The organism is Halalkalibacter lacteus, assembly GCF_036663595.1.
GTDB lineage: Bacteria > Bacillota > Bacilli > Bacillales > Bacillaceae_D > Halalkalibacter > Halalkalibacter lacteus.
In genome coordinates, this window is the sequence record NZ_JAWRVL010000005.1 from 95,314 (window position 1) to 121,317 (window position 26,004).

Below are 26,004 nucleotides of genomic sequence, written 5' to 3' on the forward strand. Positions count from 1 at the left end.
GGTTTGCGTCACCAAAGCAATGAAAGGGCTTTCTTTCATGAGGATTTCCTTATATTTTTTTTTTTATTATGTTAACTACACATGAGCTCAACAAGGAAAATATTACTATATTATTTCTAAAAAGAGGCTATAGATCAGCGCTAATTTATTGAAAACTAAGGGGGTAATACAATGAAAAATCATCATCATTACCTAACCGTCTCTAACTATAACAAGGAGTTTAGAACTGTACAATCGTTTAGCAAAGACTTAACAATTTCATTTTATCAGCATTCGCAAATAATCGTTTTAAATGAATTACCAATTAAGAAAAGAAGCTGACTCCCTTAAAGGAAATCAGCTTCTGTTACTTTTATGCGTTCTTTGATTTACGTTGTCCGCCGCTTCCGCCGCCGCTACGTCCGCCTTGACGACGAGCTCCACGATCATCTTTCCCCCGGTATTGACTTCTGCGACGATCATCACGATCACGATCGCGACGTTGACGATATGGTTTTCCACTGCCGCTTCCGCCAGTTCCACCACCGCCATGACGTTTTTTCACACGTAATGGCGCTTCTCCTGTTAAACGAACTGGTGTTGTATCCGGTTCTTTTGTCAGAAGTTTTAATGCAGCTGCAAGAGCAGTTGTTGCATCTGTTTCTTGTAATAAATCTTTTGCAGCTTTACGATAACTATCAGCTTCACCGCTAGCTACTAATGAACGTAATTGTTCAATCACTAATTCTTGCTGCCCTCTAATTGCTTGTTCATGAGTTGGCTTCTGAACCTTTGTCATCTTTTTCTTAGACACTTGTTCAATTATTTTTACATGATCCATTTCACGAGGTGTAGCAAACGTAAGTGCTAATCCTGATTTTCCAGCACGTCCTGTACGACCAATACGGTGAACATAACTTTCTGGATCTTGCGGAAGATCAAAGTTATATACGTGTGTAACTCCACTAATATCTAAACCACGTGCTGCAACATCTGTTGCAACTAAAACATCGATAAGACCGCCCTTAAATTTACGAAGAACGCTATCTCGTTTCGCTTGGTTTAAATCTCCGTGAATTCCTTCAGCACGGTATCCGCGTTTAATTAACGCTTCTGCTAACTCATCCACCCGTCTTTTAGTACGACCAAAAACGATCGCAAGCTCTGGAGAATGAATATCCATGAAACGGCTTAGCACATCAAACTTTTCTTTTTCATGGACTTCCACGTATTGCTGTTCAATGTTTTCCATTGTTACTTCTGTTGATTTCACAGCAATTAGTTGCGGGTTAGACATAAATTGTTGCGCGAGTTTTTCGATACGTTTTGGCATTGTCGCTGAGAACAAAAGCGTTTGACGTTCTTTTGGAACCTCTTTTAAAATTGTCTCAATGTCTTCAATGAAACCCATATTAAGCATTTCATCAGCTTCATCAAGTACAACCATATCTACTTCGTTCAGACGAATTGTCTTCCGTCTCATATGATCCATTAAGCGACCAGGTGTAGCTACAACTACGTGAGGCTTGCGTTTCAAATCAGTGATTTGTTTACGCATGTCCTGGCCACCATACACGACAACCGTACGAACGCCTTTATGCTTACCAAATGTAACGAGTGACTCTGCGACTTGATTCGCAAGCTCTCGTGTAGGGGCAAGGATAAGTGCTTGAACATGTGATTCTTCAACATTAATACGGTTTACTAGCGGTACACCGAATGCACCTGTTTTACCTGTGCCCGTTTGCGCTTGCCCAATAATGTCTTTGCCTTCTAATGCTGTCGGTATTGTTTCTGTTTGAATCGGTGTCGCTTCCTCAAATCCCATTTCTGTTACTGCCTGAACCACTTTCTGATCCAAGTCAAAGTCATAAAAAGTTGCCAAATATATAATCTCCTTTATTGGTGATTTCACCATGTTTCTAAATGTAAAACATCTTCAATAATATCATATCCAATCTGATAACACAATATGTTTTGGGAATTAATGTTTTTGAGTGCTGATGACAGACCCATTTTACTACTTGATCGCGTTAATCCTTTACAGTAAATTCCCCCTTCACAACCTATGTTACACACGATAGACCCTCGCTTCATACGGCTGCATTTTTGTATGTGACTTTCCTTTCCCTCCGCTCACGAGTAACAATTCTACTCTGTTCGCTTTCTTCAATAGATCATGTTCAAAGGTTGTTTTCACTGGAAAAACATTCACAAGAACAAGAAACTGTTGATCACCTAACGTCCTTGTATAGGCATAGATATGTTCATGTTCAGGAAGGGTTAGATCATACTGTCCATAAACAAGAACATCATGGGTTTTCCGCAACTGAATCATCTCTTGATAATGGGAAAGGATTGAATCTTTTTCTTTCAGCTGTTTTTCAACATTGATTTTTTTATAATTTCGATTAACTCCGAGCCATGTATCCTTCGCTGTTGAGAATCCAGCTTGAGCTGTTTTATTCCACTGCATCGGTGTTCTTGAGTTATCACGCCCCTGTTCCCAAATAACCTCCATAATTTCTTCGTGACTCTGTCCTTTTTCCGTTTGAATTCGGTAAAAGTTTTTCATGCTGACGTCATCATAATCAGAAATATGCGGATATTTCACATTCGTCATACCAATTTCCTGTCCTTGATAAATAAACGGGGTTCCTTGCATAAAAAAGAACATCGTAGCAAGTGCCTTTGCACTCTCTTTCCAATAGTCTTTGTCATTTCCCCATGTTGAGACGCTTCTTGGTTGGTCATGATTCTCAAGAAACAATGCATTCCAGCCACGACCTTCTAAGCCTTTTTGCCACTTCGTTAACGTTGTTTTTAACGAGGGCAAATCAAGTGTGCCACCCGTTTTTTTGCCCCAAAGATCAAGATGTTCAAATTGAAACACCATATTAAAAGCACCTATTTCTTCACTAACCCACAAATCAGATCCTTCAACACTTACGCCATTTGCTTCCCCAACGGTCATCACATCATAATTCGCAAACGTTTCTTGTTTCATCTCATGTAGAAAATCATGAATTCCTTCCTGATTCATATGCCCAGCAAACGATGGAACATAATCAAGGCTATCAGGATTTGGAAGATCAGGAAGACCATTTAATTTTTTAATATGAGAAATGGCGTCTACTCGGAACCCGTCAATTCCTTTGTCCATCCACCAATTCATCATCTGATACAAGGCTTCCCTCACTTCTTCGTTTTCCCAATTTAGATCAGGTTGTTTCGTTGAAAACAGATGCATATAATACTGCTCGTTCTTTTCATCAAACTCCCAAGCTGGTCCGCTAAAAATCGATTCCCAGTTGTTTGGTTCGCTCCTATCTTCTTTTGGGTTTCGCCAAATATACCAGTCATGCTTTTCGTTATCTTTTGATGACCTTGATTCAATAAACCAAGGATGCTCATCTGATGTATGATTGATAACCAAATCAATAATGAGCTTCATTTCACGCTTGTGTACTTCTTCTAATAGTTGATCAAAGTCCTCCATTGTTCCGAAGTCTTCCATAATCGCTTGATAATCACTAATATCATATCCATTATCATCGTTTGGTGATTGATACATTGGACAAATCCAAATGACATCAATTCCAAGCTGACGGATATAATCCAATTTCTCTATCATTCCTTGCAAATCACCAATCCCGTCACCATTCGAATCCATAAAACTCCGTGGGTACACTTGATATACGACTGCTTCTTTCCACCAAATTCTTCTCATCGCTTCCCCCTACATGCTTTTTCGATTCGAAAGCTGTTTAATCCAATCAGACTCATATATATTCCTATGCTGTTTCGAATTGTTTAGAGCAATTAATATCATTGCACTCGCGACATCGTTTGCCGAAACCGGTTGATATTTAGTCAAACGTCCTTTTAATAAGGGGGTTATCAGCTTTGCTGCGTATTCTCCTATTTTCTCACCTGCGCGAATCTCAAGCTCACTGCGAGAACCAAGCAATAGGGACGGACGAAGGATGTGAATGTGACTATAATCAAGCTTGCAAAGTTCTTGTTCCAGCTCACCCTTTACACGGTTATAGAAAAAAGAAGACTCTAGATTTGCACCTATTGCAGAAACAACGATATATTGTTTTGCTCCTTTTTCCAGCGCTCCTTTGGCAACTTTTAACGGAAGCTCAAGATCAACCTGCTTAAACGCTTCTTTTGTTTTTGCTTTTTTAATCGTTGTCCCTATACAACAAAACACATCATCTACATGTGGATATTCTTCTGGCTGAATGGCCTCAAATGCACCAGTCCGGATGTTCACATGTGGATCTTCTAACTCAATTTTCTTACGAACAAACAAGTGAATGTCTTGATATTCCGGATGCTGCCTTACCTTAGCAACAAGCAATTGTCCTATTAATCCTGTAGCACCTATAATGAGTGCGGATCTTCGTTTCATGCTATACCTCCAAACCAGCAAATTGATATACATCAAATCCCCTCTATTGGTTACATTATGAAAAACAAGTCCAACCCTGGAGGGATATATATGTCAGATAATTATACGCTTCATGATTCGAAACTTCCAAAGCAACCAGAGCCCTACTGGCGTGATTCTGTCGACCTACAAAGCTTCTCTCCTCTAGAGGAAGACCTACGTGTAGACGTTGCCATTATCGGAGGTGGAATCTCAGGAATTACAACCGCTTACCTCCTCCAAAAAGAAGGAGTGAAAGTGGCGCTTCTTGAAGCTGACGTGCTACTTAATGGTACAACAGGACACACAACAGCGAAAATAACCGCGCAGCATGGGGCCATTTACAACGAATTCATCGCTCATTTAGGGAAAAAGAAAGCAAAGCTTTATTACGACGCCGCAACAGATGCTCTTCACTTTATCGCAAATCTCGTGAAGGAAGAAAACATCGATTGCGATTTTTCTACAGAAGATGCCTATTTATATACAACGACAAACCGCGGCGTAAGCAAACTTGAAAAAGAAAACAACGCATACAAAGAACTCGGAATTAAAGGAGGATTAGTTGATTCAATTCCTCTAAACGTGCCAACAAAAGCTGCACTAGTGATGAAAGACCAAGCCCAGTTTCATCCACTTAAATATTTATCGCATTTAGTAGCGAAATTCGTTGAACATGGCGGAAAGGTCTTTGAACATACTGTCGCTATTGATGTAAAAGACAAGCCTAAGCCTACCGTCGTTACGAAACATGGGGCAAAGGTTGTCGCTGAATCCGTTGTCGTTGCTTCTCACTTTCCTTTTTACGATGGCGGTCTCTATTTCTCGAAAATGCATGCGGAACGTTCTTATGTGTTAGCAGCAAAAGTGACCAAAGGTGAATGTCCTGATGGCATGTATTTAAGCGTCGATTCTCCTTCGCGTTCATTGCGTTATACGATGGCTGATGGTGAAAAGCTTGCGATTATCGGGGGGGAGGAACACAAAACAGGTCAAGGAATCGATACGATGTTCCATTACGAAGCCCTTGAACAATTTGCAATGGAGCTATTTCCTGCTGCCAACATTAAATATCGTTGGTCGGCACAAGATTTAGTGACGTTAGATAAAGTACCGTACATCGGAAAAATGTCGCGAATGCATCCGAACATTTATGTTACAACTGGTTACCGGAAATGGGGAATGACCAATGGAACAGCTGCGGCACTGTTGATTGCTGATTTAGTCCAACAACGCAATAACCCTTATGAAACGTTATATCGCCCGTCTCGCTTCGTATCTGATCCAAGCATTAGACACTTTATTTCACAAAACTCTGACGTTGCCAAACAATTGCTTCAAGGAAAATTTGATCAAAGCGATAAACATCCAGACGATGTTGCAAAAGACGAGGCTGCGGTTGTAAATGTAAATGGCAAACGAGCCGGAGCCTACCGCGATAATGATGGGACCTTACACGTCGTTGATACGACTTGTACCCATATGGGGTGTGAAGTGCACTGGAATCACGGAGATCGTTCATGGGATTGCCCATGTCACGGTTCTAGGTTCTCTTATGATGGCGAAGTGATGGAAGGACCTGCAAAAGAACCATTAACAAAAATAGAGCCGAAATAAATGAAAAGTTAAGTTACATAAAAGCTACACCTCTTTCCTATCATCTAAAAAGCACATCCTCTTTTCCAACTGCGGAGGATGTGCTTTTATTTTGTTGCGAACAAGTTGTCAAAATCAACGTCTTTTATCCGATTAGATACATACGTATCTCTATTCGGATTCACTTCTTTTTGGTTGAGAAAAAAATTTACCACAGTTACAAAGAATTTTCCCATTTCTTTTGATTCGTCGTACGTTCTCTTTGACACGGTTGCATCCATTACTTGCGATTGATGAAGGTACTTATTTCGTAACACCTTTGCAAGTCTTTGCACCTCTGGTCGATACAGTTTCTCTTTTTTGCTTCTTTTAAAGCATTATATAACGAAGTTAGCAACTTACGAACCGAACCCGTTGACAGAATAGAGCTTTTTCCTTTCAGTCACACTTATCATTATTTGATCGGCTGTTCTACATGTAGTTCAATGATGTTTCCATCTGGATCACAGCAAAAGATTTGCGCAAATCCACTTTTGCTAGTTGGCTTCTCTACAATTTCCACTTGATGCATCTTCAGCCATTCCACTGTTTTTTGATAATCCTCTACTCTCAGAGCAAAATGTCGTCCCCTTGAATCAATTTTTCGCTCTTGCGAAAGTGTCTTATCAACAATCAAATGCAACTGACCTTCTCCAATCTTGTACCAAGCTCCTTCAAAACCAAAGTCAGGTCTTTTTTCCTCTTCTAAACAAAGAATGTTGCTATAAAATGCTTTTGCTTTTATTATATCTGATACTTGAAGACTGACATGGTGAAGCGTTAGTGCTTTCATTATAAAGTTGCATCTCCTTTTATGAACATTTAACTTGAGTAAAACATACAGAGCCTACTCTTTTAGTTTCAATTTCGCTAACGCATCTGCTAAGGCATTGTTTGTAAACTCTTCATCTTTGTTTTGTTTTTTCATGTAGTTGGATACTTCACGTTTTGAGACTTTCTTATTCTGGTTATTCTTTCTTCTTTCCTCAAATGCAGAGAGTTTTTCGCGGTGACCACAGACACAAGCAAAGGTTTGGCCTTCTCCTTCTCCCCACAGCTCTAGTTTTTTCTTGCATTTTGGACAACGAGCGTTCGTCACTTTTAAAATATTTTTCTTGTATCCACATCCCGGGTCCTGACAAACACGTCTTTTGCCATGCTTTGATTTGACCTCCAGTAGCAATTTTCCGCAATCTGGACAAGGACTTCCTGTCACATTATCATGCTTAAAGGATTTTTCACTTTGCTTAATAGACATCACAATCTCAGTCGCATATTGCTTCATTTCCGCAACAAATTTGCTTTTTTCGAGCTTTCCTTTTGCAATGAGTTCAAGCTTTTGTTCCCACTCAGCTGTGAGTGCTGGAGATTGTAAGTCATCAGGTACAAGGTCAAGTAATTGCTTGCCTTTACCAGTGACGTGTAGGTACTTTCCTCTTTTTTCAATTAAATGGGTGTTTAAAAGCTTTTCAATAATATCAGCTCGAGTTGCCACTGTTCCAATTCCACCTGTTTTGCCAAGTGTTTCAGCTAATTTCTTATTGTGACTTTCTAAATAAGCACTTGGTCGCTCCATTGCTGATAACAACGTACCCTCCGTTAAGCGCTCAGGTGGTTGCGTCTCTCCTGAAGCAAGCGATACCGTGTCGACCAAAACGGCTTGACCAACGTTTAATTTTGGAAGAATTTGATCTTTCTCGCTTTCACCTGCCTGAAAATCATCTGCATACACAGCCTTCCAGCCGATGTTTGTCATTCGTTTTCCTTTGGTAACAAGTTGTTCATCCTCTACCGTTGCAGTGATCGTCGTCTGCTCATACTCATAAGCATCAAAGAAAACAGCTAAAAACCGACGCACAATTAATCGATAAATCTTCGTTTCTTTTTCACTTAACGCTGTCGGACTTGGCGACTGTTCAGTCGGGATAATCGCATGATGGTCCGATACTTTTTGATCATTAATACAAGAAAGACTCTTATTTATTTTCACTCCTTTTACTTGTGAAACAATCTTACGGAACGGCTGAATATCACATGCTTTTATTCGTTCCGCTAACGTATCCACCATATCAGACGATAAGTAGTTTGAATCGGTTCTTGGGTACGTAATGACTTTGTGTTGCTCGTACAATCGTTGAATGGTCGAGAGCGTCTCCTTCGCAGAATAACCAAACCGTTTGTTTGCTTCTCTTTGTAGCTCTGTTAAATCATACAAAAGGGGTGCTGGCGTTTTTTTCGTTGTCATTTGGATATCGGTGATCTTCCCAGCTTTGCCCTTCATGCGCTCACGAATCGTTTCTGCTTTGTTTAAGTCAAAAATCCTCCGTTCATTTGTCTTTTGATCGATCCAATGAAACACCAACTTATCTTTCATCGTGATTGATACCTGTTTAAACGGCACTGGCTTAAATGTTTGAATGTCCTTTTCTCTTTTAGCAATCATCGCAAGTGTTGGTGTTTGAACGCGCCCACATGAAAGCTGTGCATTGAATTTTGTCGTTAGTGCCCTTGTTCCATTCATTCCGACATACCAATCAGCCTCCGAGCGGGCGACAGCTGAATGATACAGCCCTTCGAATTCTTTTGCATTTTTTAATTTTTGGAATCCTTCTTTAATCGCGCGATCGGTCACAGACGAGATCCATAAACGTTTCAACGGCTTTGTCACATGTACCTTCTCAAGCACCCACCTTGCAACAAGCTCCCCTTCTCTTCCTGCATCGGTTGCAATAATGATGTCGCCTACATCTTTACGCTGAAGCTGAGCTTTCACAGCGTGAAACTGCTTGCTTGTTTGTTTCATGACAACTAAATTTAGTCGCTTGGGAAGCATCGGCAAGTCTTCTAGCTTCCACGTTTTGTATTGATCGCCGTAGCTTTCAGGTTCCGCTAATGTAACTAAATGGCCCAATGCCCATGTAACAATGTATTTATCTCCTTCAAAAAATCCATTTCCTTTACGCCCACAATTTAAAACCCGTGCAATATCACGAGCAACGGATGGCTTTTCCGCTAACACAACTGACTTCTGCATCAATTCATCCCTTTCCAAATCTGATACTTCCATGATAGCACTCCCAAATGAAAAAGAGAAAGTCCGAAAAGGTCGCTCTTTGACCTTTTCGGACTTTCTCGAAGCAATGAACGAAACCGACGTTATGTTTTAAGCTTTTTGAGCGATCTTCTCAAAAGGCGCACGGCGAGTGGAGCCATTGCCTTCTTCGACTGGTCGCTCTTTGACCTTTTCGGACTTTCTCTTTCCTAATGGGTGTTTCTTTGAAAGTAGGTCTAAACACACTTTCATACTGTCTGAATTTCCGATTGATTGTTACTCTTTCCGAAAAATTGTAAATTACACTAGCTACACGTTTCACGTGAAACATTTCTTTTATACACAAATAAAAATTATCAGATCATAACTCCCGGGCTTTTGTCCCTCCGTGTTCGTAGTTAGAAAGCTTTGTAACTTATGTGGAGCAATGAGCCTCTTAATAAGCTCATTGTTTTTTTCAGCAGTGAATTATTTCAACACACTGCCGAATAGTCAACCTACTCTTTTTATAAACACAACTTTTAAGTAATTCCCTTCACGAAACGACTTATTTGTTCGGAAGTCATCCGGTAGTCGGTACTCTTCAAGAATCTGATAAGATAACTTTTCTTTTTTAAATGCATCTTTAATAAACGTTTGAAACTTCTCCATTGTAAAGGTACTACAGTTTGTTGAGGCAATTATAACCCCGTTTTTCTCTGTAATCGAAATTGCATCTTGTAACAAACTTGTGTAATCTTTAGCTGCACTAAATGTATGCTTTTTCGACCGTGCAAAACTAGGAGGATCTAAAATAACGAGATCAAAAGTCTTTTCTTTTTTCTTTGCATACTTGAAATAGTTAAATACATCCATAACAACGATGTCTTGTGCTTCATAATCAATTCCATTCACACTAAATTGCTCAATAGTTTTCGCATGGCTCCTCTTAGCTAAATCAACACTTGTTGTTTTAGTCGCTCCCCCAAGTGCCGCTGCTACAGAAAAGGCCCCTGTATAAGAGAAAGTATTAAGAACCTCTTTTCCTTTGGCATACTCATCGCGAATTCGGTTGCGAACGTCACGTTGATCAAGGAATACCCCAACCATTGGACCATCATTCAAATAGACAGCAAACGTGATTCCATTTTCTTTGACTAGTAGCGGAAAATCTCCACGTTCTCCCATCACAAAATCATCATCTTCCACATACTGCCCCTTGCTAGCAAAACGTTTCTTTTCATACACGCCCTTATAAGACATGATACTTTCCAACGCTTTGTACACGTGGTCACGGAAACTGTAGATCCCTTCGCTATACCATGTACACACATAATAGCCATCATAATAATCAATCGTTAAACCACCAATTCCATCTCCTTCTCCATTCAAAACACGGAACGCCGTCGTATGCTTATCTGAAAACAAAGAAGCTCTTTCATCCAAAGCAGCTTGAATTTTCCCGCTGAAAAAATTCGTATTAATCGACTCGTTCTCACGTTGAGTCAACATCCATCCAATTCCCTTATTTTGTTTTCCATAATAGCCTTTTCCAATAAAAACTCCAGATTCATCAACAAAGCGAAGAATTGACCCTTCATGCCCGAACTTTGCCTTTTCACTTAAAGCTCCTTGTTCCACTAAAGGATACCCCTTCTTCAATTTATCAGAGAATCTTCTTTTAATGATTACTGTCTGTTCATTCACAACGACAACCACCCAATCTACCCTTAGTTTGATTGCTTCGATTATATCACGTAAGGGACGAGACTTATAATCGAGCTACCGATAGAGTATTTAACTATGTTATCGTTTAAGTTAAAGAAACTTGAGGGGGATCATATGATTTTTATTTTTATGATAATTATCTTACTAGTTTTCATATGGGATTTCGCCAAATTACGAGAGCAAAACAAGAAAATAATCGAACAAAATTACCTAATCATTAGTCTTTTAGACGAGATCAAGAATCAAAACAAGCAGTGATTCTTTTTGTGACATGAATGTGAATTGTCCATAAGTTGTCAAAACTAACATCTATAGTTACTTGCTATCATAAAAAGGAAGATTTAAGATAAAAGCAAGTCCATTTTTATGGGAGATGATTTTATTGAGTCAAGCACTTAAACTGTTTCGTACTGTGAGTTATATAGAGGGTCTTTCCTTTATCCTTCTTCTTGGTATTGCCATGCCGTTAAAGTATATGTTTAATATGCCCATGATGGTTACCGTTACTGGTTGGATTCACGGGATTTTATTTATGCTATATTTTGCTGTTTTGGCCTATGTTATGTTTGTTGAAAAATGGTCATTTACAAAAGCGCTCATCGCAGCGATTGCATCTGTCATTCCGTTCGGTCCATTTATCTTTGATGCAAAACTGGTCAAACAAGAACCGAACATAAAAAGTATGTAATTGGGTCAGACCCCATAGCCATCAAGTTTATCGAGTATGGATAATGAAAATATAGCTGGAGAAAACATTAGATTTCTCTAGCTATATTTTTTATAAAATAGCTTTATCTCTTTTTAGAAACAAATCGATTCCCTTTCACCCAAAAGCGCCAAGGATAATCCCTTGCCTCTCCACTATTATCAATGCCAATTCTCACGCCTTTTTCTATTTCTTCTATTGTTTTCCCTTCTGCAATATATAAGGGTAGTGTATAACAAGGAAGTCCATAATCGTTTTTTGTTATATCGAGGGCTTTTGTAAGCTTGCCAGGGCCGTTTGTTAACTCCTGTTCCTTTTTTTCTTTTCCACGACGTTCATACATTAAGTCGATTCCAGTACACGGTTCTACTGCGCGAATCAAAACCGCCTCTGGCTGCCCTTTTTTTCCACTAACGATGTTAACTAAACAGTGGGTATGCATGACATAAGTATAAATATAGCCAGGTGGGCCAAACATCACTTCTGTACGCTTCGTTCTCCGGTTTCCAAAACTATGAGCCGCACGATCTTCTGGTCCTATGTAAGCCTCTGTTTCAACGATCCAACCTGAGGTTACTCCCTTTTCTGTTTCTTTTACAAGAAGCTTCCCAAGTAAGGTACGAGCAAGTTCTAACGTTGATTGCTGGCGATAAAAATGAAGCGGTAACGGTCGAAACAACATGATCATCCCCTTCTTTGTTAACCTATAACCATTATATCAACACCTCAAATAGGCTCAAAGACCTTTTGAGACGTCCCAAAAGAAATGAAGGATAAAGAAACATATACACCCATAGGTAAAGGCTACCACAAGGGGTATGCCCTTAGTGGTAGCCTTTACGATACGATAACTCCTTATCATTAGAGGAGCGTTTCGCCGTCATAGGATGTGATAATTTTATATAGATCTGGTCTTCTATCTCGAAAGATTCCCCACTCGATGCGTTGGATCTCTAATGCATCAAGGTCAAACTCTGCAACAAGAACCGTTTCTTCTGTACGGCCTGCCTCTACTACCTTACTTCCTTGAGGTCCTGCGATAAAGGATGATCCGTAGAATGTAATCTTAAAGTCACCATCTTCTTCGACTCCGACTCTGTTAGAAGCAACAACCGGTACTAAATTCGCTGCTGCATGTCCTAACATAACCGTTTGCCAATGGTCCTTCGAATCAATTGTGTCATCATGTGGCTCTGAACCGATTGCGGTTGGATAAAAGAGGATTTCCGCACCCATTAACGTCATACACCTAGCCGCCTCTGGATACCATTGATCCCAACAAACGCCTATTCCCATTTTTCCATAACGTGTATCCCATACTTTAAATCCTGTGTCTCCAGGATTAAAGTAGAACTTTTCTTCATAGCCAGGTCCATCTGGAATATGACTTTTACGATAAACGCCAAGTACTTCTCCATCTGCGTCAATCACAGCAAGAGAGTTATACCTAGCATTGTTTTTCTTTTCATAGAAACTAATCGGCAAAACAACTTCAAGCTCTTTCGCAATCTTTTTAAAGTGCTGAATCGCTTTATTTGTCTGTACTTCAGTTGCATACGCATAGTAATCAGATTTTTCTTTTTGACAAAAGTAAGGTGTTTCAAAAAGCTCTTGAATTTGAATAATTTGCGCTCCTTGACTGGCTGCTTCGCGTACTAGCTTGTCCGCTTTGCTAATATTTTCTTCAATGTTATTCGAACAGCTCATCTGCGTTGCTGCTACTTTTACCTTTCTCATGGTACTCACCTCTTTTCCGCTTAGTTAGACGCAATCATTTGCTGCGTTGTGCAGTGGACATTACCGCCCTCTTTAATAATTGCCATTCCATCTATTGTACTAATCGCTCGATCTGGGAACGTTTGTTGTAGTACATCGATCGCTTTTTGATCCGTTTTTGCAGCTGCACCGCCAAATACCGGTAAAATAATTCCGCCATTTACAAAGTAAAAGTTGAGGTAGCTTAGCGTCAAACGACTTTCTTCAAAGTAAGCTTCGGGTGGTTGTTCGATCTCAATCACTTCAAGCTGTCGACCTTTTGCATCTATTGCGTTACGTAAAATCTCCATGTTTTCTTGAGTGATTTCATAGTTGTCGTCACTTGGATCGTTACACACTTGCATAATGACCTTTCCTGGGGCAGCAAAACAAGCGACATTATCAACGTGACCATCCGTCTCATCCCCGCTCAAACCATTTTTCAACCATATGATTTTCTCAACATGTAAATAATCTTTTAAATATTGTTCAATTAACTCTTTTGTTAAATCTGGATTCCGGTTCGGGTTAAGTAGGCACTCTTCGGTTGTAATCAACGTACCTTCGCCATCAACATGAAAGGAACCACCCTCCATCACTATTTGTGCATCAAACCGTTTAATATCAAAATGCTTGAGGATTTTTGGAGCTAGTTGATCATCCAAGTCCCACGGGCTATACTTTTGGCCCCATGCATTAAAAACCCAATTGATCGCAGCAATATTCCCCTCATCATCTCGCAGGAAAGTTGGGCCATTGTCGCGTAGCCATGCATCATTGTGCTCGATTTCTAGAAATTCCACTTGCTTATCCGCAAATAGTTCGGTTAGTTTATCTATATCATTTGGATTAGTAATGATCGTGACAGGCTCAAATTCAGCGATTGCGCGAACAAGCTCGACATAACCATCAAAGACTTTCTCATAATCATTCGGGTATACCATCGAATCATGAACAGGCCAAGAAATAAAAGTGCGCTGATGGGTTGTCCATTCAGCTGGCATTTTAAAACCTAAATCTTTTGGGTACATAGCTTCCATCTCTCTTTTTTCAGTTATTTTTTAAGAATGTATTATTCATCATATACCAAAAAACATCGGTTCTCAAACCCTATCTTCTCGCTAACTTCTCGATGTTTTAGTTGCTTTTAAACTACAGCTACAATTGTTACGTCAGAGACAACCTATAAGAGGGTGTTGACAAACCTGAATGACATCGTTTGTCTTTTTTGATTAGCTTAAAGCCCTAAAAAATTATCAACAATATGCTACAAATTTAGACAAATATCTTCTAATTCCCCTTCAAAATTCTCTATATCTTAATGGGGAACAGTAATATGTTGTTCTATAAAGTCCTTCCCCGTTTATTTTGTGAAAAAAGTCGACAAATGTAAACCGATTGTAACAGGGAATTGGCTCATTTTGTAGAAATCAATGGTATAAGGAGAACGGTATTACAAAACTAGGAAAATATAGAAGGATGGTGAAAGGTATGTTTAAATGGATGCCACGTAAAGAGCCAGATATTTGTGAAAAAAGGCTTATAAGGGTTATGAAGCGTTTAAAAATTGAAGATTACAATTACAATTATGATCGCATCAGTTGTTTTATTCAATTTCAATATCAGGAAAATTCGTACAGGTTGGAACACTCCATTCAAAAAGCAAAAGAAAAAGGTCTTATGATGTTAGAGAACGGTTTAGATTGTCTAACTGGGTTGATCGAGTCCCTTGAAGATCTGTGTCAAATCATTGAAAGAGGAACTTATAAACTCGAGACTTGGTTATCCGGTATGAAACTGTCAACTTTAGCAGAAGAGTCACCTGAGTTTTTAGAAGAAGTTCATATAAAATATAAGCCATTAGGGAAACAAAATCTTTCCGGATATAATAGGGATGAGGAGCTTATTCATGCTGCTTCTGAATCATCACTAGGGGTTTTTGACCGAAATCATATTATCCAACGATCTCAAAGTAAATGAAGACTTATTTGAAGAATGCACCTCCACCAATTACTAAGCTAAGGAGAAGGAAAAGTTTCTTTACTAGTTCCAATCAAAAACACGTCATTTTACAATGTAATAAATAGTAGAATATGTGAACGGAACGCCTGATTGAAAGGCGTTCTTTTTGTTTGTTGACGTGGAACAGAACGCAGACGGACGTAGGAATGTTAACATGTGTATATCTATATTATTAGGCAGGGCTTCACCACAGAAAAAGTAAGAAAGAGATTATAACGGTCTTTCCATTAACGTCGACACCTCTTTAAACCCTAAGTTCTCATAAAGGAGTTTCGCTTTGTTTCCTGCAAAAACATTCAACTGTACTTTCTTAAACTTTCTTTTTCTTAAAAATCCCAGTGCATAATCCATCAACATAAGACCAAAACCTTTTTTACGATGTTGCGGTAATACATATAACTCTAAAATCATTCCGATTGGTTCAGGTTCAACCGGCGTTTTCGTTTCCCCTACTAGAATCCACCCACATAATACGCCATGATTTTCTAAAGAGAAGTACTCTGTATTATAAAAGAAATGAACTTCTTCATTGATCATTATATTGTTGCCATTCATATACCCTACCGTCGCTTCCTGCTGTACAACCGGTGCATAGCTTTGAATATACTGTCGCTCTTGATTTGTCGCTCTTCGGATGATCATTTGCTCTCCCCCTCATTGTTACCTTGTATTATCGTTACTATATTCAAAAACAGCATGACTTGTTAGTAGACACTCGCAAGCTACGAACGTTCCAATTGAAATATATATATATCATGTTATGCTTGAATAAAGCAGATGAATTAGGGTGGTGTGAATGAAAAACTGGGTTTCAACAAGCGAAAAAAGTAGTTTCTTAAAATGGTTTTTACAACAGTATCAACTTAAACATAAAGATGCGAGAATGCTACTTGAGTATATAATTAACAACCATCATATTTTGGAGAACCTTTCCATTACTGAGACTGTTCCAAAAAATGAACGAACCATTCTCATATCAAGTATGCAGTCTGATAAACCAGGATTCGTTTATTACAATCAGAAACGTACAACGGAAGACGTATCTAAAGCTCTTGGTGACCTTATGAGTAACCCTTCTGACAAACTAAATTTAAAGCTCCACTTTTATGGAAAACAATCCAATCACCGTTACCTACAGCTAGTCGAATCAGACACGAATTATTTTGTACGATATAAACAATTTAAAGAATACGAAAAAGAAACAAAGCTCATCATTGAAAAGGCTCTTGTTGATCAAGAAATAAACAAAGTTAGACAGCAAATAGATGAAGCGCTTGATCAAAATGACAAACAACTTTTTAATAAGCTAGTAGAGAGATTACAAGAATTAAAGGACCTGCAATGATACGTATCCTTCACGTCTTTTTTTGACAGAATAGTCCAACAAAGTTTCACATGGAACAATTGCAGAGTGTACACTCCTTATGTCACTATCTAATAGAAACCAACCTCTAAGGCGCAGGTTCCACTCATTCAATCTTTGGTTACACACGAAAAATAAATCCACTACGACCAAATCGTAGTGGATTTATTTATAGTATACATCAACCTGTATTCACTAACCCTGCAGCAACTCCGCTAATCGTTAGCAATACTTCTGTTAACAACTCTTCAGATTGCTCATCTGATTCACGCATTTTTTGAATGAGATCAACTTGCAAGAAATTGAGTGGATCAACATATGGATTACGTCTTTGAACCGACTCTTGAATATTTGGAGTATTATCAAGCAGCTTTTGATTGTCTGTAATACGCAAAAGAATTTCTTCAGTACGTTTGTACTCATCCGATATATCTTGGAAAATTCGTTCACCGATCGTCTTATCCTCAACTAAGTGAATATACTCTTTTGCTGTAGCTAAATCTGCTTTCAATAAAGCCATTTGTAAGTTGTTAATGGTTGCTTGGAAAAATGGCCACTCACGATACATATCTTGTAAGATAGTAAGATTGTCTTCGCCTTGAGCGGCAAACGATTGTAAGCCAGTACCAGCAGCATACCAAGCAGGGATCATTTGTCTTGATTGCGTCCAAGCAAATACCCATGGAATCGCTCGTAGATCTTCGAAACGTTGACTACCTTTACGACTCATAGGACGAGATCCAATATTTAATGCTCCTAATTCCTTAAGAGGCGTTGCTTGATTAAAGTACGTTAAGAAATCTTTATCGCCAAATACAAGCGATTGATATTTCTTTAATGAATGCTTTGAGATTTCTTCCATCGTCTCTTCCCATGATTTTTCCCTAGAATGACCTTGTACTGGATTTTGGGTTGATTTAGCACATGCTTCAAGTAAAGCCGATGCCGCCTGTTCCAGATTCCGATAAGCAATGTCCTCAAGAAGGTAGCGAGAAGATAACACTTCGCCTTGCTCCGTTATTTTCACACCGTCTCCTAATGTTTCGGCAGGCTGTGATAAAATGCTACGATTTAATGGACCGCCTCCACGTCCCAGTGAACCACCACGGCCATGGAAGAACTTCAGACGAATCTTAAACTCTCTTGCCATATCATGAATTTCTTGTTGTGCTTTAAATAATTTCCAGTTTGCTGTTAACGTTCCACCGTCTTTACTGCCATCCGAGTAACCTAGCATAATTTCTTGATGGTTTCCACGTTCATTAATGTGGTTACGATAAACGTCCATTTCAAATAAAGTCTTCATAATCTTTGGACCCGCCACTAAATCATCAATCGTTTCAAGAAGTGGAGCAATATGTAATCCACTTTCAACTTTCCCATCAGCATGAAGACGATAAATCCCCGCTTCTTTAGCCAACACGAGCACTTCAAGTAAGTCACTTGCTGATTGCGTCATACTGACAAGATACACTTCAATCGAACGGTTTCCAAATTCCTTATGTGCTTGTTTGATCATCTTAAATACTTTAAAGATCTCTTGCGTTTCTTTCGAATAATCATCCTCTAGTAACATAAGAGGTCTCGGTTCACTCAATACATTACGAAGTACAGAAACCTTTTCTTCTTCGGGAAGAGAAGCATAATCTTCTGTAACCCCTACAACTTTTAAGATTTCGGTAACAGCGGTTTCATGCTCACCGCTATGATTTCGAATATCAAGAGTCGCAAGGTGAAAACCAAACAACTCGACTTGACGAACTAACTTGCGAATCGTTTTTAACTGGCGATTCGATGGCTGATGTTTCTCAGCGCTTTCTCTAATAAGAATCAAATCATTTAGTAATTCCTCAGAACTGTTATACCCGACTTCAAACTCACCAACATGACGGAGACGCTTTAAGATTACCGCAAATTTCCTGCGATAGATCTCCGCTTCAATTGGCCACGCTTCGCCTTTATCCATATAAAGGTTTTCATCTTGTTCAACTGATGCAATTAGTTGTTCACTTAAAGCAACTCGAGTCGTTGTTTGACTGAAGCGTTTCATTAAGTCTACAACTGATTCCTCATATTTTTTCAGAGCAACTTGGCGTTGCAATTTGAGTGTTTCCCATGTGATTTCAGGAGTAACATTCGGATTTCCATCACGATCTCCACCAATCCATGAACCGAAGTGTAAGAAGTTAGGCACTTTCCAGTTATGATCAGGGAAATAGTCGTCTAGTTGTGCTTCTAACTCTTGATGAATATCAGGTAATGTTTCAAATAACGTTTCATTAAAATAATAAAGACCATTTTTCACTTCATCTAAGACCGTTGGCTTGCGTTGACGTAGTTCATCTGTTTGCCAAAGTGCAGTTACTTCATTAAATAAACTTTCTTCTAACGTTCTTCTTTCTTTTTTTGTCAACAAAGGGTTGTCAAATTGTTGAAGAATCGTAGAAATGCGTTTTTGGATTTCCAGTACCGTCCGTTTCGTTGCTTCGGTTGGATGGGCGGTAATGATTAATTCAATGGACAAGTCATTTAATACTTTTTGAATGACTTCATCCGAAAAGTTGTTTTCTTTAATCGAAATAACTGCACTTTCAAGTGATACAGGTTGTACAACTCCATCGTCCTGCATTTGATACTGACGTCTACGACGAATACGATGGTTTTGTTCAGCAATATTAACAAGATGGAAGTAAATAGAAAATGCGCGAATAACCTGTTGCCGTACAGGAGGCTTTAACGTGCTAATCTCTTCTTTTAACTTCTTGTACTCGTCCTCATTATAATCTTTCCTTAACTTCTTGGTCATCTCTCTTATTGTCTCAACTTTGTTAAATAGTGAGATACCACCATGATGAACAAGTATCTCTCCTAAAATGTTTCCAAGCTTTTTCACATCATTTCGTAAAAGAGTACTATTATCTACTACATTGATCATTTTATATCCCCCCTATTTAAAACTACATGCACCGCTGCTTTCATAAAAATCTCGTCCGCAGGGACCGAATTCGTCCCTGTAGGTCACCTAGCGTCCCTGAATATCTGTAAGTGCATTTCTAACTATTCTAACAGAATTCTAATAAAAGAACCAACATTTCTGACTATTTCGTATTCTGGAGGCTTTTTTGCTTATCTATTTCTTAGCATATCCTTTACAAAACGATCACAATCTTTATATTGCTAAAAAGATTTTTCTTTTTTAATAATTAGCCTTTTGATCCTTTTTACGAATTACTCTTTGTTTCGAGTGAATTGAAGTGACTTTTGTCTAGATATTCACATTGTTTCTCTTGACATTTGTATAAACAAACGCAACTTAATTATGTAAGAAAAACTGCAAAACACTTTACATTTATGCTTCATTTCTTGAAACTGACACTTTTCTATTCGACGAACACAGGACTTGATCATGCATATTAACCGCCTCTGTATAGCACATTAGTAACAGGAGGGATGCACTTTGAAAAATAACATCACAAGTCTACAAACACAAAATCAAATATTTCAAGCACAGCAAGCGGTTGAGCATGCTCAAAATGCCATCCATCAAGCTCAATCGCATCCAAGCAAACAAACGATTGAACAAGCAAGAAACTCAGTCGAAACCGCTGAACATGCGTTAATGAATGCCTCTGAAAGTGACAACCAAGCAGCTATTGAGTTAGTACGCGAGCAATTCAAACAGAATAAACAAGCTTTCACAGAAATTTCAAACCGTACTTACGAATAATTAGCCACTGACTCCAAAGGTCTGCCCCCCTAGTCGCACAATATATGGGATTTCATATAGATCAATACCCGTATATTTCACTGTCTAGTCGGGGTCTGACCCTTTTTAGATAGTCAGATCACGTATTCACGGTTTGTTTTCGGTCAGTAACACTTCAAATTTATCCCATCAGCATGACAGAAATGCTCCTACAGAAAATCGAATTCTCCGCATGCTCCTTCGACATTATTCGTTGTTCCCTACACTTAATGTCGATATAATGGAATCTATACATAAGATCAAGGGAGCGCATTATTATGAAATCCATTCAGTTCTACCTTTTCTTTCTCATGAGCACGTTGATTCTTCTTTCGTTAAGTGCGTGTGGCAACAATGGTCAAGCCGAGAGTGAAAATGAGCTGTTAGTTGCAGCCGCCTCTGATTTAACAGTAGCATTTACGGAAATAGGTCCTTTATTTGAAGAAGAGTCAGGAGCTCGCATTACGTTTTCATTTGGTTCTACCGGACAACTAGCTGATCAAATCGAGAACGGCGCCCCTTTTGATGTGTTTGCTGCGGCGAATCGTTCATTTGTCGACAACTTACGTGAAAAGAAATTCGTTTTTGCTGATTCACAAACTACCTATGCGTTTGGCAGAATTGGAATCGCGGCTCTCCCAAGCAGTTCGTACACTGTGGAAACGATGGACGATCTGCTGAACCCGGACATTAAGAAAATTGCCATTGCCAATCCAGATCACGCCCCCTACGGCCTAGCAGCAAAACAAGCACTCCAATCGGCTGGTGTATGGGATGAAGTAAAAGAAAAGCTCGTTTTTGGTCGTAATATTTCTGATACGTTATCCTATATTAAAACAGGGAATGTAGAAGCCGGTATCATTGCTTTATCGCTTTATGAGGAAGGTGATGTTGGATTTAACATTATCAAAGACGAGTTACATGAACCACTTGAACAATCGATTGCTGTTGTGAAGAGAACAAGTCAAGAAGAGCTTTCAAGAGACTTTATCAATTTTCTTACCGGACCGATTGGTAAGCCAATTATGGAGAGCTATGGGTTCATTGTTCCTAAGGAGCATGAATAATGGCTGATATCAATTTATTTCCGCTTTTTTTATCACTAAGAGTTGCTGCAACAGCAACTCTATTAGCCATTTTGATCGGCATACCGATTGCCTATTATTTGAATAAATCCAATGGCAAGCTTGCTGATTTTTTTGATACATTATTAACACTTCCAATTGTTTTACCCCCTACTGTCCTTGGATATTATTTGCTCGTCTTACTCGGAAGACAAAGTACGCTAGGGAGATTTTTAGAAGATACATTTAACTTGACGATTGTGTTTACACCAACAGGGGCTATTATCGCAGCATTAGTTGTTTCCATTCCCTTTTTAATCAAATCAGCACGATCTGCGTTTGCAAACGTTGATCCGACCTTCTTAAAAGCAGCAAGAGTATTAGGGCGCTCTGAAATGAATATTTTCTTTTCAATTATTTTACCGCTTGCTTGGAGAGGGGTTGCAGCCGGAATTACCTTAGCCTTCGCAAGAGCTCTTGGCGATTTCGGGACGACCTTAATGGTGGCGGGAAGCATTCCAAATGAAACGATGACGATGCCAATTGCTATTTATGATGCGTTACTCGCCGGTAACCGCGACTTAGCAAATATCCTTGTAGTAATCATGACAACTGTTTCAATTGGAGTCCTTTATATTCTCAACCGTTTAGAGAAAAAAGGTTCTAGAGAAAGGAAGTAACGAAATGCTGAAAGTTTCGATTACAAAAACGTTCAACCACTTTAATTTAGATACTGATTTTAGCATCGCAAATGGAATTACTGGCATTATTGGTCCTTCTGGCTGCGGGAAGAGTGTTACGTTGCAGTGTATTGCTGGTCTCAAAACGCCAGATCTTGGTGAAATTGTTTTGGATCAACAACCATTCTTCCATGCGAATAAGCGGATTAATGTGAAAACGAAAGACCGCAATGTCGGCTATGTGTTTCAACATTACGCTTTGTTTCCCCATTTAACGGTTCATCAAAATATTGCCTATGGACTTAAATATGGAAAGAAATCTGAAAAGAAGGAAAAAGTAGCCCGCATGCTTAAGAAAGTTCAACTAATCGGCTACGAAAACCATTACCCTAATCAGCTTTCTGGCGGTCAGCAACAGCGCGTTGCACTTGCGCGGACATTAATAACAGAACCAGCATTATTATTGCTTGATGAACCTTTTTCTGCTCTCGACCATCACGTAAAGCATCTCCTTGAGCAGGAACTGTTAACGATTATAAAACAGCACTATTCAGGCGTCGTATTACTCGTTACACATGATATGGAAGAAGCTTACCGACTATGTGATCATGTCCTTATCTATGATAAAGGAAGAATTGTCCAAGCAGGAGAAAAGAAAGAAGTCTTTAATAAGCCAGTAAACGTTACAGCTGCTACAATCATTGGCTGTAAAAACCTCTATCCCATTGACTCATTAAACATAACCGAAGATGAAACGACCTGTATCATTAAAGGAATCCAACTTAACGTTCTAGAGAAACCATTAAAAAAGCAACCTAGCTATATAGGTATTCATGCTGGTACTATTCAATTTATAGAAAAAACAGTCCAAGTGGAAAATTCATTTGATTTCAAAATCGTTGATATTGTAACAGGCATTCACCAAACGAGTATAACAGTTCAAGTTAATGCTATTTTTATTAAAGCTACAATTCCTAGTAGTCAAATCGATCTTATCAAGAGTGAGAATCTTAGCGTTTATCTTCCTCCAGAGCAGTTGTTTTTCCTAAATAAATAAAACCGTGTTAGACATAGATTGGACCTACGCATGACACGGTTTTAATAGTTCGTCTTTCTTTATTCCCAAAGCAATTCCAAGCATTGCTCACGTTCAACATAACCGACTTACTTATTCATTGCATCTAGAAAATCTCCTAGTAAATCTTCTGGATCTTCTTCCTCCGCTTCTTCTTCCTGACTCTCATCAGTAGAAGCTAACTCTTGTCTTGCCTTATCAAAGTCAAAATCAAGCAAATCATCTTCAAGATCCTCTCGTTCATTGCCGATTGGCTCTTCTTCAAATTGATTTGACTCTTGCTCAAGTAAAGGAGAGAACCGGTCTGAATGGATGGACTGAACCATTTCACTTTCTTGAAGATAGAGGGCTTCATCAATATCAATTGCATTGCTAGTGAGCGATGCTAAAATAGAAGTCGCTCGCACTGGATCCGCTAACAATTGGTAGACAACATTTCCGAGCAAAGCTTCAGAATGAGAATGCCTCAGCCAGCTACGTTGCTCCTTGTTTAATGGTCTAGGAAGTGGAATCGTAACCGTTTCTTTCTCTTTTGAAAGGGAGTTACTCACTCCTTCTAACGTAAATTCAGCAATTTTACTTGAAAAATTTCTTCTTTCTGTTTCTTTTAACTTTTGCAATTGCTTGATGATATGATCAGGTGTATTAGAGGGGAGACGGAATGTAATCGCCTGCCCCCTCTGAATTCCAGTCATCCCCTTTTTTGTCATAAGATCACCCTATTAATTTTTTACTGCTTTTTTGTCTGTTTCTTTGTTATTCTTTCGATCAAAAGCAGCAATTAATTTATAATAAGCATTTGCCATCATCCAAATGCTTTCTTTCTCATCTTCAAAGAAGCCAATATTATAGCCATCCAAACTATTATTAAGCGTTTTGAGATAATCTTTTAAGACCATTGCCCCGCCCCCGACAAAATAACAAATCTCTGTTTGCGAATTTTTTTGCCATACATTGCGTAAATGACGATATTGTTTCTTCGCTAATTCTAAAAGAATTCGATCTGTTATATCATGGACGCTTGTCCGACTACCTTTAACCATAATATGGTTTCGGTCGTGCTTCTTCGTAATTATTTCAACGACATCTCTACGACTGTCTAATTCAACACCGTGCTTCGTTCTGATTTCTTCACGGATCGCTTCTAACGATTCAGATACTCCAAGATTGAAGCCCTGCGCCTTATCATCATCAACATTACGATTTTTGATTACTGCAATATCCGTAGATAATCCACCGATGTCTTGGATCAAGATTCTCTTATCTACTAAATCTCGATTAATGATATTCAAATTTTTATCCATCACTAAGTTAATATAGGCAGCAAAACCTTCTGGATATACTTTCATTTGATCAAACTTAATATTTACCTTTAACCCTTGGTATTTAGGTGTCACTAAAAATTCAACTTGATGAACCGAACTCACTAAACGTGAGCGGTATCCTACATCTTTGCCTTCTTTTACTTCACGAAGAGGTAGGCCTGTCCCAAGTGTGTAATTGGCATCAATCACATTATTCGTCTTTTTAAACAACTGTGCATTTTCTTCGCTCACTGCATCTAACGCTAAAGAAGCAAATAACATGACCAATGTTTGATCTTCTTCAGATTTGCTACTCCCAGGATCTAATTCAGCAGCATTGTCACTCTTTGTCGCTAAGTTACCAACACGGTAAATCGCATTGTTTTCTTTTAGGGCAGGGGAGTGAACGCGAATATGAATTCCGTCTAAAGGATCTTTATCATTTAATTCCTCTATCCCAATAACCGGTCTATCTTCTCTATCTCTTGCAATGACATTTGGAATGTTTAGTTCAAAGTCAGCTTTCCCAAATAACGCTTTAACAGAATCATTGCCTACATCAATAGCTGCAATTCTAGATCTACTCATATAATCATCATACCTTTCACTTGGATTATTGGTTTTTCAACTAAATTTTACCACTACTTGAATAGTATAATAGGTCAGTAGATTCGTCAATGATCCTAAAGTTGTACACAAAAAGAATATAAGAACACAAAGACGTTTACTTGTATACAAAATCGTAAACACGTTGATATGTATCATGTATACGTTATTGCACACATGCATACGTTGTTGCATACTTGTTTACAGAAATGTATACATTATAAATAATACTCTTCTCTCTTTTCTCCTCTATCTAATACATTCATTCTAATCAAACAACAACTTATGCTTTTATTGAATTACAACAAACAAAGGAGACTAAAATCGTTGTTCTCCAAATGAAAGCTTCTAATCTATTTACTTATTACCCTTCTACCAGCCCTAATCACTAGTTATTGGCTGACCGAACAGCAAACGAAAGAACTAAATTAGTTTGCAAATGATACCTTACTTAAGACACAGAAAAAAGATGTTCGCATTTTCTTGTTTTTATTGAACTAAACCTGATGAGGATTTGATAATAACAACAAACATTCTCTCTTCTCCCGTCAATATTTTCTGATAGAGAGTATTTTAAGAGGATCTCCAAACTGGAATGACAAGTATATTAGAACCTCATATAGGAAGGATTACTCGGCGTACGATTATCACAATTGTCACTCCAGCATTTTATAATGACGACGGAGAAGGTTTGCTTATTGCTAGCTAACGATTCGATCACTTGCAAATCATAATCGAATAATTGAAAAGATAAAAACATAACCGTTACCCAATTCAGTAGGAACAACTCTTTAATGACTTCCATACTAGAGTTACTCATATAAAAATCACACCTTGCATTTGAACTAACTTTTTTAAAATTTCAGCTTTTAC

The 26,004-nt window shown here is 38.6% G+C and carries 24 protein-coding genes; 9 read left to right on the top strand and 15 right to left on the bottom strand.

The window, feature by feature from the left end; all coding sequences use genetic code 11:
* The first annotated feature begins 171 nt into the window (after nucleotides 1-171).
* Complete coding sequence (locus tag SAZ04_RS05405; RefSeq protein ID WP_332692220.1) at nucleotides 172-321, top strand: hypothetical protein; 150 nt, start codon at nucleotides 172-174, stop codon at nucleotides 319-321.
* Between the two features lie 31 nt (nucleotides 322-352).
* Here the strand turns inward: SAZ04_RS05405 and cshA are convergent, their stop codons facing one another.
* The 3 genes from cshA to SAZ04_RS05420 all read right to left on the bottom strand — a co-directional run bounded on the left by cshA (nucleotide 353) and on the right by SAZ04_RS05420 (nucleotide 4,399).
* Nucleotides 353-1,864, bottom strand: a complete 1,512-nt coding sequence (gene cshA, locus SAZ04_RS05410) for a degradosome RNA helicase CshA (RefSeq protein WP_332692223.1) — start codon at nucleotides 1,862-1,864, stop codon at nucleotides 353-355.
* A 186-nt stretch (nucleotides 1,865-2,050) separates the two neighbouring features.
* Nucleotides 2,051-3,709, bottom strand: a complete 1,659-nt coding sequence (locus SAZ04_RS05415; protein ID WP_332692225.1) for a glycoside hydrolase family 13 protein — start codon at nucleotides 3,707-3,709, stop codon at nucleotides 2,051-2,053.
* A 9-nt stretch (nucleotides 3,710-3,718) separates the two neighbouring features.
* Nucleotides 3,719-4,399, bottom strand: a complete 681-nt coding sequence (locus SAZ04_RS05420; RefSeq protein ID WP_332692228.1) for an NAD-dependent epimerase/dehydratase family protein — start codon at nucleotides 4,397-4,399, stop codon at nucleotides 3,719-3,721.
* 90 nt (nucleotides 4,400-4,489) lie between these two features.
* Between SAZ04_RS05420 and SAZ04_RS05425 the strand changes: the two genes are divergently transcribed.
* A complete protein-coding gene (locus SAZ04_RS05425) occupies nucleotides 4,490-6,034 on the top strand; it encodes an FAD-dependent oxidoreductase (protein WP_332692231.1) in 1,545 nt (514 codons plus the stop codon).
* 86 nt (nucleotides 6,035-6,120) lie between these two features.
* Here the strand turns inward: SAZ04_RS05425 and SAZ04_RS05430 are convergent, their stop codons facing one another.
* The 4 genes from SAZ04_RS05430 to SAZ04_RS05445 form a co-directional block, all read right to left on the bottom strand.
* Nucleotides 6,121-6,330 carry a hypothetical protein gene (locus SAZ04_RS05430; protein ID WP_332692234.1) on the bottom strand — a complete coding sequence of 70 codons (210 nt, stop codon included), beginning with the start codon at nucleotides 6,328-6,330 and terminating at the stop codon, nucleotides 6,121-6,123.
* Nucleotides 6,331-6,467: 137 nt separating this feature from the next.
* Nucleotides 6,468-6,845: a VOC family protein gene (locus SAZ04_RS05435; protein WP_332692237.1), complete on the bottom strand. Its 378-nt coding sequence runs from the start codon at nucleotides 6,843-6,845 to the stop codon at nucleotides 6,468-6,470.
* Nucleotides 6,846-6,899: 54 nt separating this feature from the next.
* Nucleotides 6,900-9,086 (bottom strand): DNA topoisomerase III, encoded by a 2,187-nt coding sequence (locus SAZ04_RS05440; protein ID WP_332692450.1) that lies wholly within the window; start codon nucleotides 9,084-9,086, stop codon nucleotides 6,900-6,902.
* 510 nt (nucleotides 9,087-9,596) lie between these two features.
* Nucleotides 9,597-10,790 (bottom strand): class I SAM-dependent rRNA methyltransferase, encoded by a 1,194-nt coding sequence (locus SAZ04_RS05445; RefSeq protein WP_431308964.1) that lies wholly within the window; start codon nucleotides 10,788-10,790, stop codon nucleotides 9,597-9,599.
* Between the two features lie 394 nt (nucleotides 10,791-11,184).
* On the opposite strand from SAZ04_RS05445, the gene SAZ04_RS05450 reads away from it, so the two are divergent.
* On the top strand, nucleotides 11,185-11,499 hold the full coding sequence (locus SAZ04_RS05450; protein ID WP_332692243.1) for a DUF3817 domain-containing protein: 315 nt from the start codon (nucleotides 11,185-11,187) through the stop codon (nucleotides 11,497-11,499).
* Nucleotides 11,500-11,602: 103 nt separating this feature from the next.
* On the opposite strand, the gene SAZ04_RS05455 is transcribed toward SAZ04_RS05450, so the two are convergent.
* The 3 genes from SAZ04_RS05455 to SAZ04_RS05465 all read right to left on the bottom strand — a co-directional run bounded on the left by SAZ04_RS05455 (nucleotide 11,603) and on the right by SAZ04_RS05465 (nucleotide 14,303).
* Nucleotides 11,603-12,199, bottom strand: coding sequence for a DNA-3-methyladenine glycosylase (locus tag SAZ04_RS05455; protein WP_332692246.1), 597 nt, complete (start codon nucleotides 12,197-12,199; stop codon nucleotides 11,603-11,605).
* A 179-nt stretch (nucleotides 12,200-12,378) separates the two neighbouring features.
* Nucleotides 12,379-13,254, bottom strand: coding sequence for an N-carbamoylputrescine amidase (gene aguB / locus SAZ04_RS05460; RefSeq protein WP_332692249.1), 876 nt, complete (start codon nucleotides 13,252-13,254; stop codon nucleotides 12,379-12,381).
* A 20-nt stretch (nucleotides 13,255-13,274) separates the two neighbouring features.
* Nucleotides 13,275-14,303: an agmatine deiminase family protein gene (locus tag SAZ04_RS05465; protein ID WP_332692252.1), complete on the bottom strand. Its 1,029-nt coding sequence runs from the start codon at nucleotides 14,301-14,303 to the stop codon at nucleotides 13,275-13,277.
* A gap of 460 nt (nucleotides 14,304-14,763) precedes the next feature.
* Here SAZ04_RS05465 and SAZ04_RS05470 point away from each other — a divergent pair, with 460 nt between their 5' ends.
* On the top strand, nucleotides 14,764-15,252 hold the full coding sequence (locus SAZ04_RS05470) for a hypothetical protein (protein WP_332692255.1): 489 nt from the start codon (nucleotides 14,764-14,766) through the stop codon (nucleotides 15,250-15,252).
* A 252-nt stretch (nucleotides 15,253-15,504) separates the two neighbouring features.
* Here SAZ04_RS05470 and SAZ04_RS05475 read toward each other — a convergent pair whose 3' ends face one another.
* Entirely contained in the window at nucleotides 15,505-15,936 is a 432-nt protein-coding gene (locus SAZ04_RS05475; protein WP_332692258.1) for a GNAT family N-acetyltransferase, read from the bottom strand.
* A gap of 154 nt (nucleotides 15,937-16,090) precedes the next feature.
* Here SAZ04_RS05475 and SAZ04_RS05480 point away from each other — a divergent pair, with 154 nt between their 5' ends.
* The gene (locus SAZ04_RS05480) at nucleotides 16,091-16,639 is read left to right on the top strand and encodes a YpiB family protein (protein ID WP_332692261.1); all 549 of its coding nucleotides are present in this window, start codon (nucleotides 16,091-16,093) and stop codon (nucleotides 16,637-16,639) included.
* 199 nt (nucleotides 16,640-16,838) lie between these two features.
* Here the strand turns inward: SAZ04_RS05480 and ppc are convergent, their stop codons facing one another.
* Nucleotides 16,839-19,592, bottom strand: coding sequence for a phosphoenolpyruvate carboxylase (gene ppc / locus SAZ04_RS05485; protein WP_332692263.1), 2,754 nt, complete (start codon nucleotides 19,590-19,592; stop codon nucleotides 16,839-16,841).
* 522 nt (nucleotides 19,593-20,114) lie between these two features.
* Here ppc and SAZ04_RS05490 point away from each other — a divergent pair.
* From SAZ04_RS05490 to SAZ04_RS05505, 4 genes are all read left to right on the top strand, one after another.
* Complete coding sequence (locus SAZ04_RS05490) at nucleotides 20,115-20,384, top strand: hypothetical protein (RefSeq protein ID WP_332692269.1); 270 nt, start codon at nucleotides 20,115-20,117, stop codon at nucleotides 20,382-20,384.
* Nucleotides 20,385-20,680: 296 nt separating this feature from the next.
* A complete protein-coding gene (gene modA, locus SAZ04_RS05495) occupies nucleotides 20,681-21,469 on the top strand; it encodes a molybdate ABC transporter substrate-binding protein (protein ID WP_332692272.1) in 789 nt (262 codons plus the stop codon).
* The gene (modB, locus tag SAZ04_RS05500) at nucleotides 21,469-22,146 is read left to right on the top strand and encodes a molybdate ABC transporter permease subunit (RefSeq protein WP_332692275.1); all 678 of its coding nucleotides are present in this window, start codon (nucleotides 21,469-21,471) and stop codon (nucleotides 22,144-22,146) included. The genes modA and modB overlap by 1 nt, the downstream gene beginning before the upstream one ends.
* Before the next feature lie 4 nt (nucleotides 22,147-22,150).
* Nucleotides 22,151-23,203 (top strand): sulfate/molybdate ABC transporter ATP-binding protein, encoded by a 1,053-nt coding sequence (locus tag SAZ04_RS05505; protein ID WP_332692278.1) that lies wholly within the window; start codon nucleotides 22,151-22,153, stop codon nucleotides 23,201-23,203.
* Nucleotides 23,204-23,310: 107 nt separating this feature from the next.
* On the opposite strand, the gene SAZ04_RS05510 is transcribed toward SAZ04_RS05505, so the two are convergent.
* The 3 genes from SAZ04_RS05510 to SAZ04_RS05520 all read right to left on the bottom strand — a co-directional run bounded on the left by SAZ04_RS05510 (nucleotide 23,311) and on the right by SAZ04_RS05520 (nucleotide 25,951).
* Complete coding sequence (locus tag SAZ04_RS05510; protein ID WP_332692281.1) at nucleotides 23,311-23,931, bottom strand: hypothetical protein; 621 nt, start codon at nucleotides 23,929-23,931, stop codon at nucleotides 23,311-23,313.
* Nucleotides 23,932-23,943: 12 nt separating this feature from the next.
* On the bottom strand, nucleotides 23,944-25,113 hold the full coding sequence (locus tag SAZ04_RS05515; protein WP_332692284.1) for a ParM/StbA family protein: 1,170 nt from the start codon (nucleotides 25,111-25,113) through the stop codon (nucleotides 23,944-23,946).
* A gap of 625 nt (nucleotides 25,114-25,738) precedes the next feature.
* On the bottom strand, nucleotides 25,739-25,951 hold the full coding sequence (locus SAZ04_RS05520; protein WP_332692287.1) for a hypothetical protein: 213 nt from the start codon (nucleotides 25,949-25,951) through the stop codon (nucleotides 25,739-25,741).
* Nucleotides 25,952-26,004: the final 53 nt, after the last annotated feature.

What these genes read in the sequence shown, in the direction of transcription:
- SAZ04_RS05405 (WP_332692220.1), top strand. Translation starts at nt 172, where the DNA reads ATGAAAAATCATCATCATTACCTAACCGTCTCTAACTATAACAAGGAG.
- SAZ04_RS05415 (WP_332692225.1), bottom strand. Translation starts at nt 3,709, where the DNA reads ATGAGAAGAATTTGGTGGAAAGAAGCAGTCGTATATCAAGTGTACCCA.
- SAZ04_RS05420 (WP_332692228.1), bottom strand. Translation starts at nt 4,399, where the DNA reads ATGAAACGAAGATCCGCACTCATTATAGGTGCTACAGGATTAATAGGA.
- SAZ04_RS05425 (WP_332692231.1), top strand. Translation starts at nt 4,490, where the DNA reads ATGTCAGATAATTATACGCTTCATGATTCGAAACTTCCAAAGCAACCA.
- SAZ04_RS05435 (WP_332692237.1), bottom strand. Translation starts at nt 6,845, where the DNA reads ATGAAAGCACTAACGCTTCACCATGTCAGTCTTCAAGTATCAGATATA.
- SAZ04_RS05440 (WP_332692450.1), bottom strand. Translation starts at nt 9,086, where the DNA reads ATGCAGAAGTCAGTTGTGTTAGCGGAAAAGCCATCCGTTGCTCGTGAT.
- SAZ04_RS05450 (WP_332692243.1), top strand. Translation starts at nt 11,185, where the DNA reads ATGATTTTATTGAGTCAAGCACTTAAACTGTTTCGTACTGTGAGTTAT.
- SAZ04_RS05455 (WP_332692246.1), bottom strand. Translation starts at nt 12,199, where the DNA reads ATGTTGTTTCGACCGTTACCGCTTCATTTTTATCGCCAGCAATCAACG.
- aguB (WP_332692249.1), bottom strand. Translation starts at nt 13,254, where the DNA reads ATGAGAAAGGTAAAAGTAGCAGCAACGCAGATGAGCTGTTCGAATAAC.
- SAZ04_RS05465 (WP_332692252.1), bottom strand. Translation starts at nt 14,303, where the DNA reads ATGTACCCAAAAGATTTAGGTTTTAAAATGCCAGCTGAATGGACAACC.
- SAZ04_RS05470 (WP_332692255.1), top strand. Translation starts at nt 14,764, where the DNA reads ATGTTTAAATGGATGCCACGTAAAGAGCCAGATATTTGTGAAAAAAGG.
- SAZ04_RS05475 (WP_332692258.1), bottom strand. Translation starts at nt 15,936, where the DNA reads ATGATCATCCGAAGAGCGACAAATCAAGAGCGACAGTATATTCAAAGC.
- SAZ04_RS05480 (WP_332692261.1), top strand. Translation starts at nt 16,091, where the DNA reads ATGAAAAACTGGGTTTCAACAAGCGAAAAAAGTAGTTTCTTAAAATGG.
- ppc (WP_332692263.1), bottom strand. Translation starts at nt 19,592, where the DNA reads ATGATCAATGTAGTAGATAATAGTACTCTTTTACGAAATGATGTGAAA.
- modA (WP_332692272.1), top strand. Translation starts at nt 20,681, where the DNA reads ATGAAATCCATTCAGTTCTACCTTTTCTTTCTCATGAGCACGTTGATT.
- modB (WP_332692275.1), top strand. Translation starts at nt 21,469, where the DNA reads ATGGCTGATATCAATTTATTTCCGCTTTTTTTATCACTAAGAGTTGCT.
- SAZ04_RS05505 (WP_332692278.1), top strand. Translation starts at nt 22,151, where the DNA reads ATGCTGAAAGTTTCGATTACAAAAACGTTCAACCACTTTAATTTAGAT.
- SAZ04_RS05510 (WP_332692281.1), bottom strand. Translation starts at nt 23,931, where the DNA reads ATGACAAAAAAGGGGATGACTGGAATTCAGAGGGGGCAGGCGATTACA.
- SAZ04_RS05515 (WP_332692284.1), bottom strand. Translation starts at nt 25,113, where the DNA reads ATGAGTAGATCTAGAATTGCAGCTATTGATGTAGGCAATGATTCTGTT.
- SAZ04_RS05520 (WP_332692287.1), bottom strand. Translation starts at nt 25,951, where the DNA reads ATGAGTAACTCTAGTATGGAAGTCATTAAAGAGTTGTTCCTACTGAAT.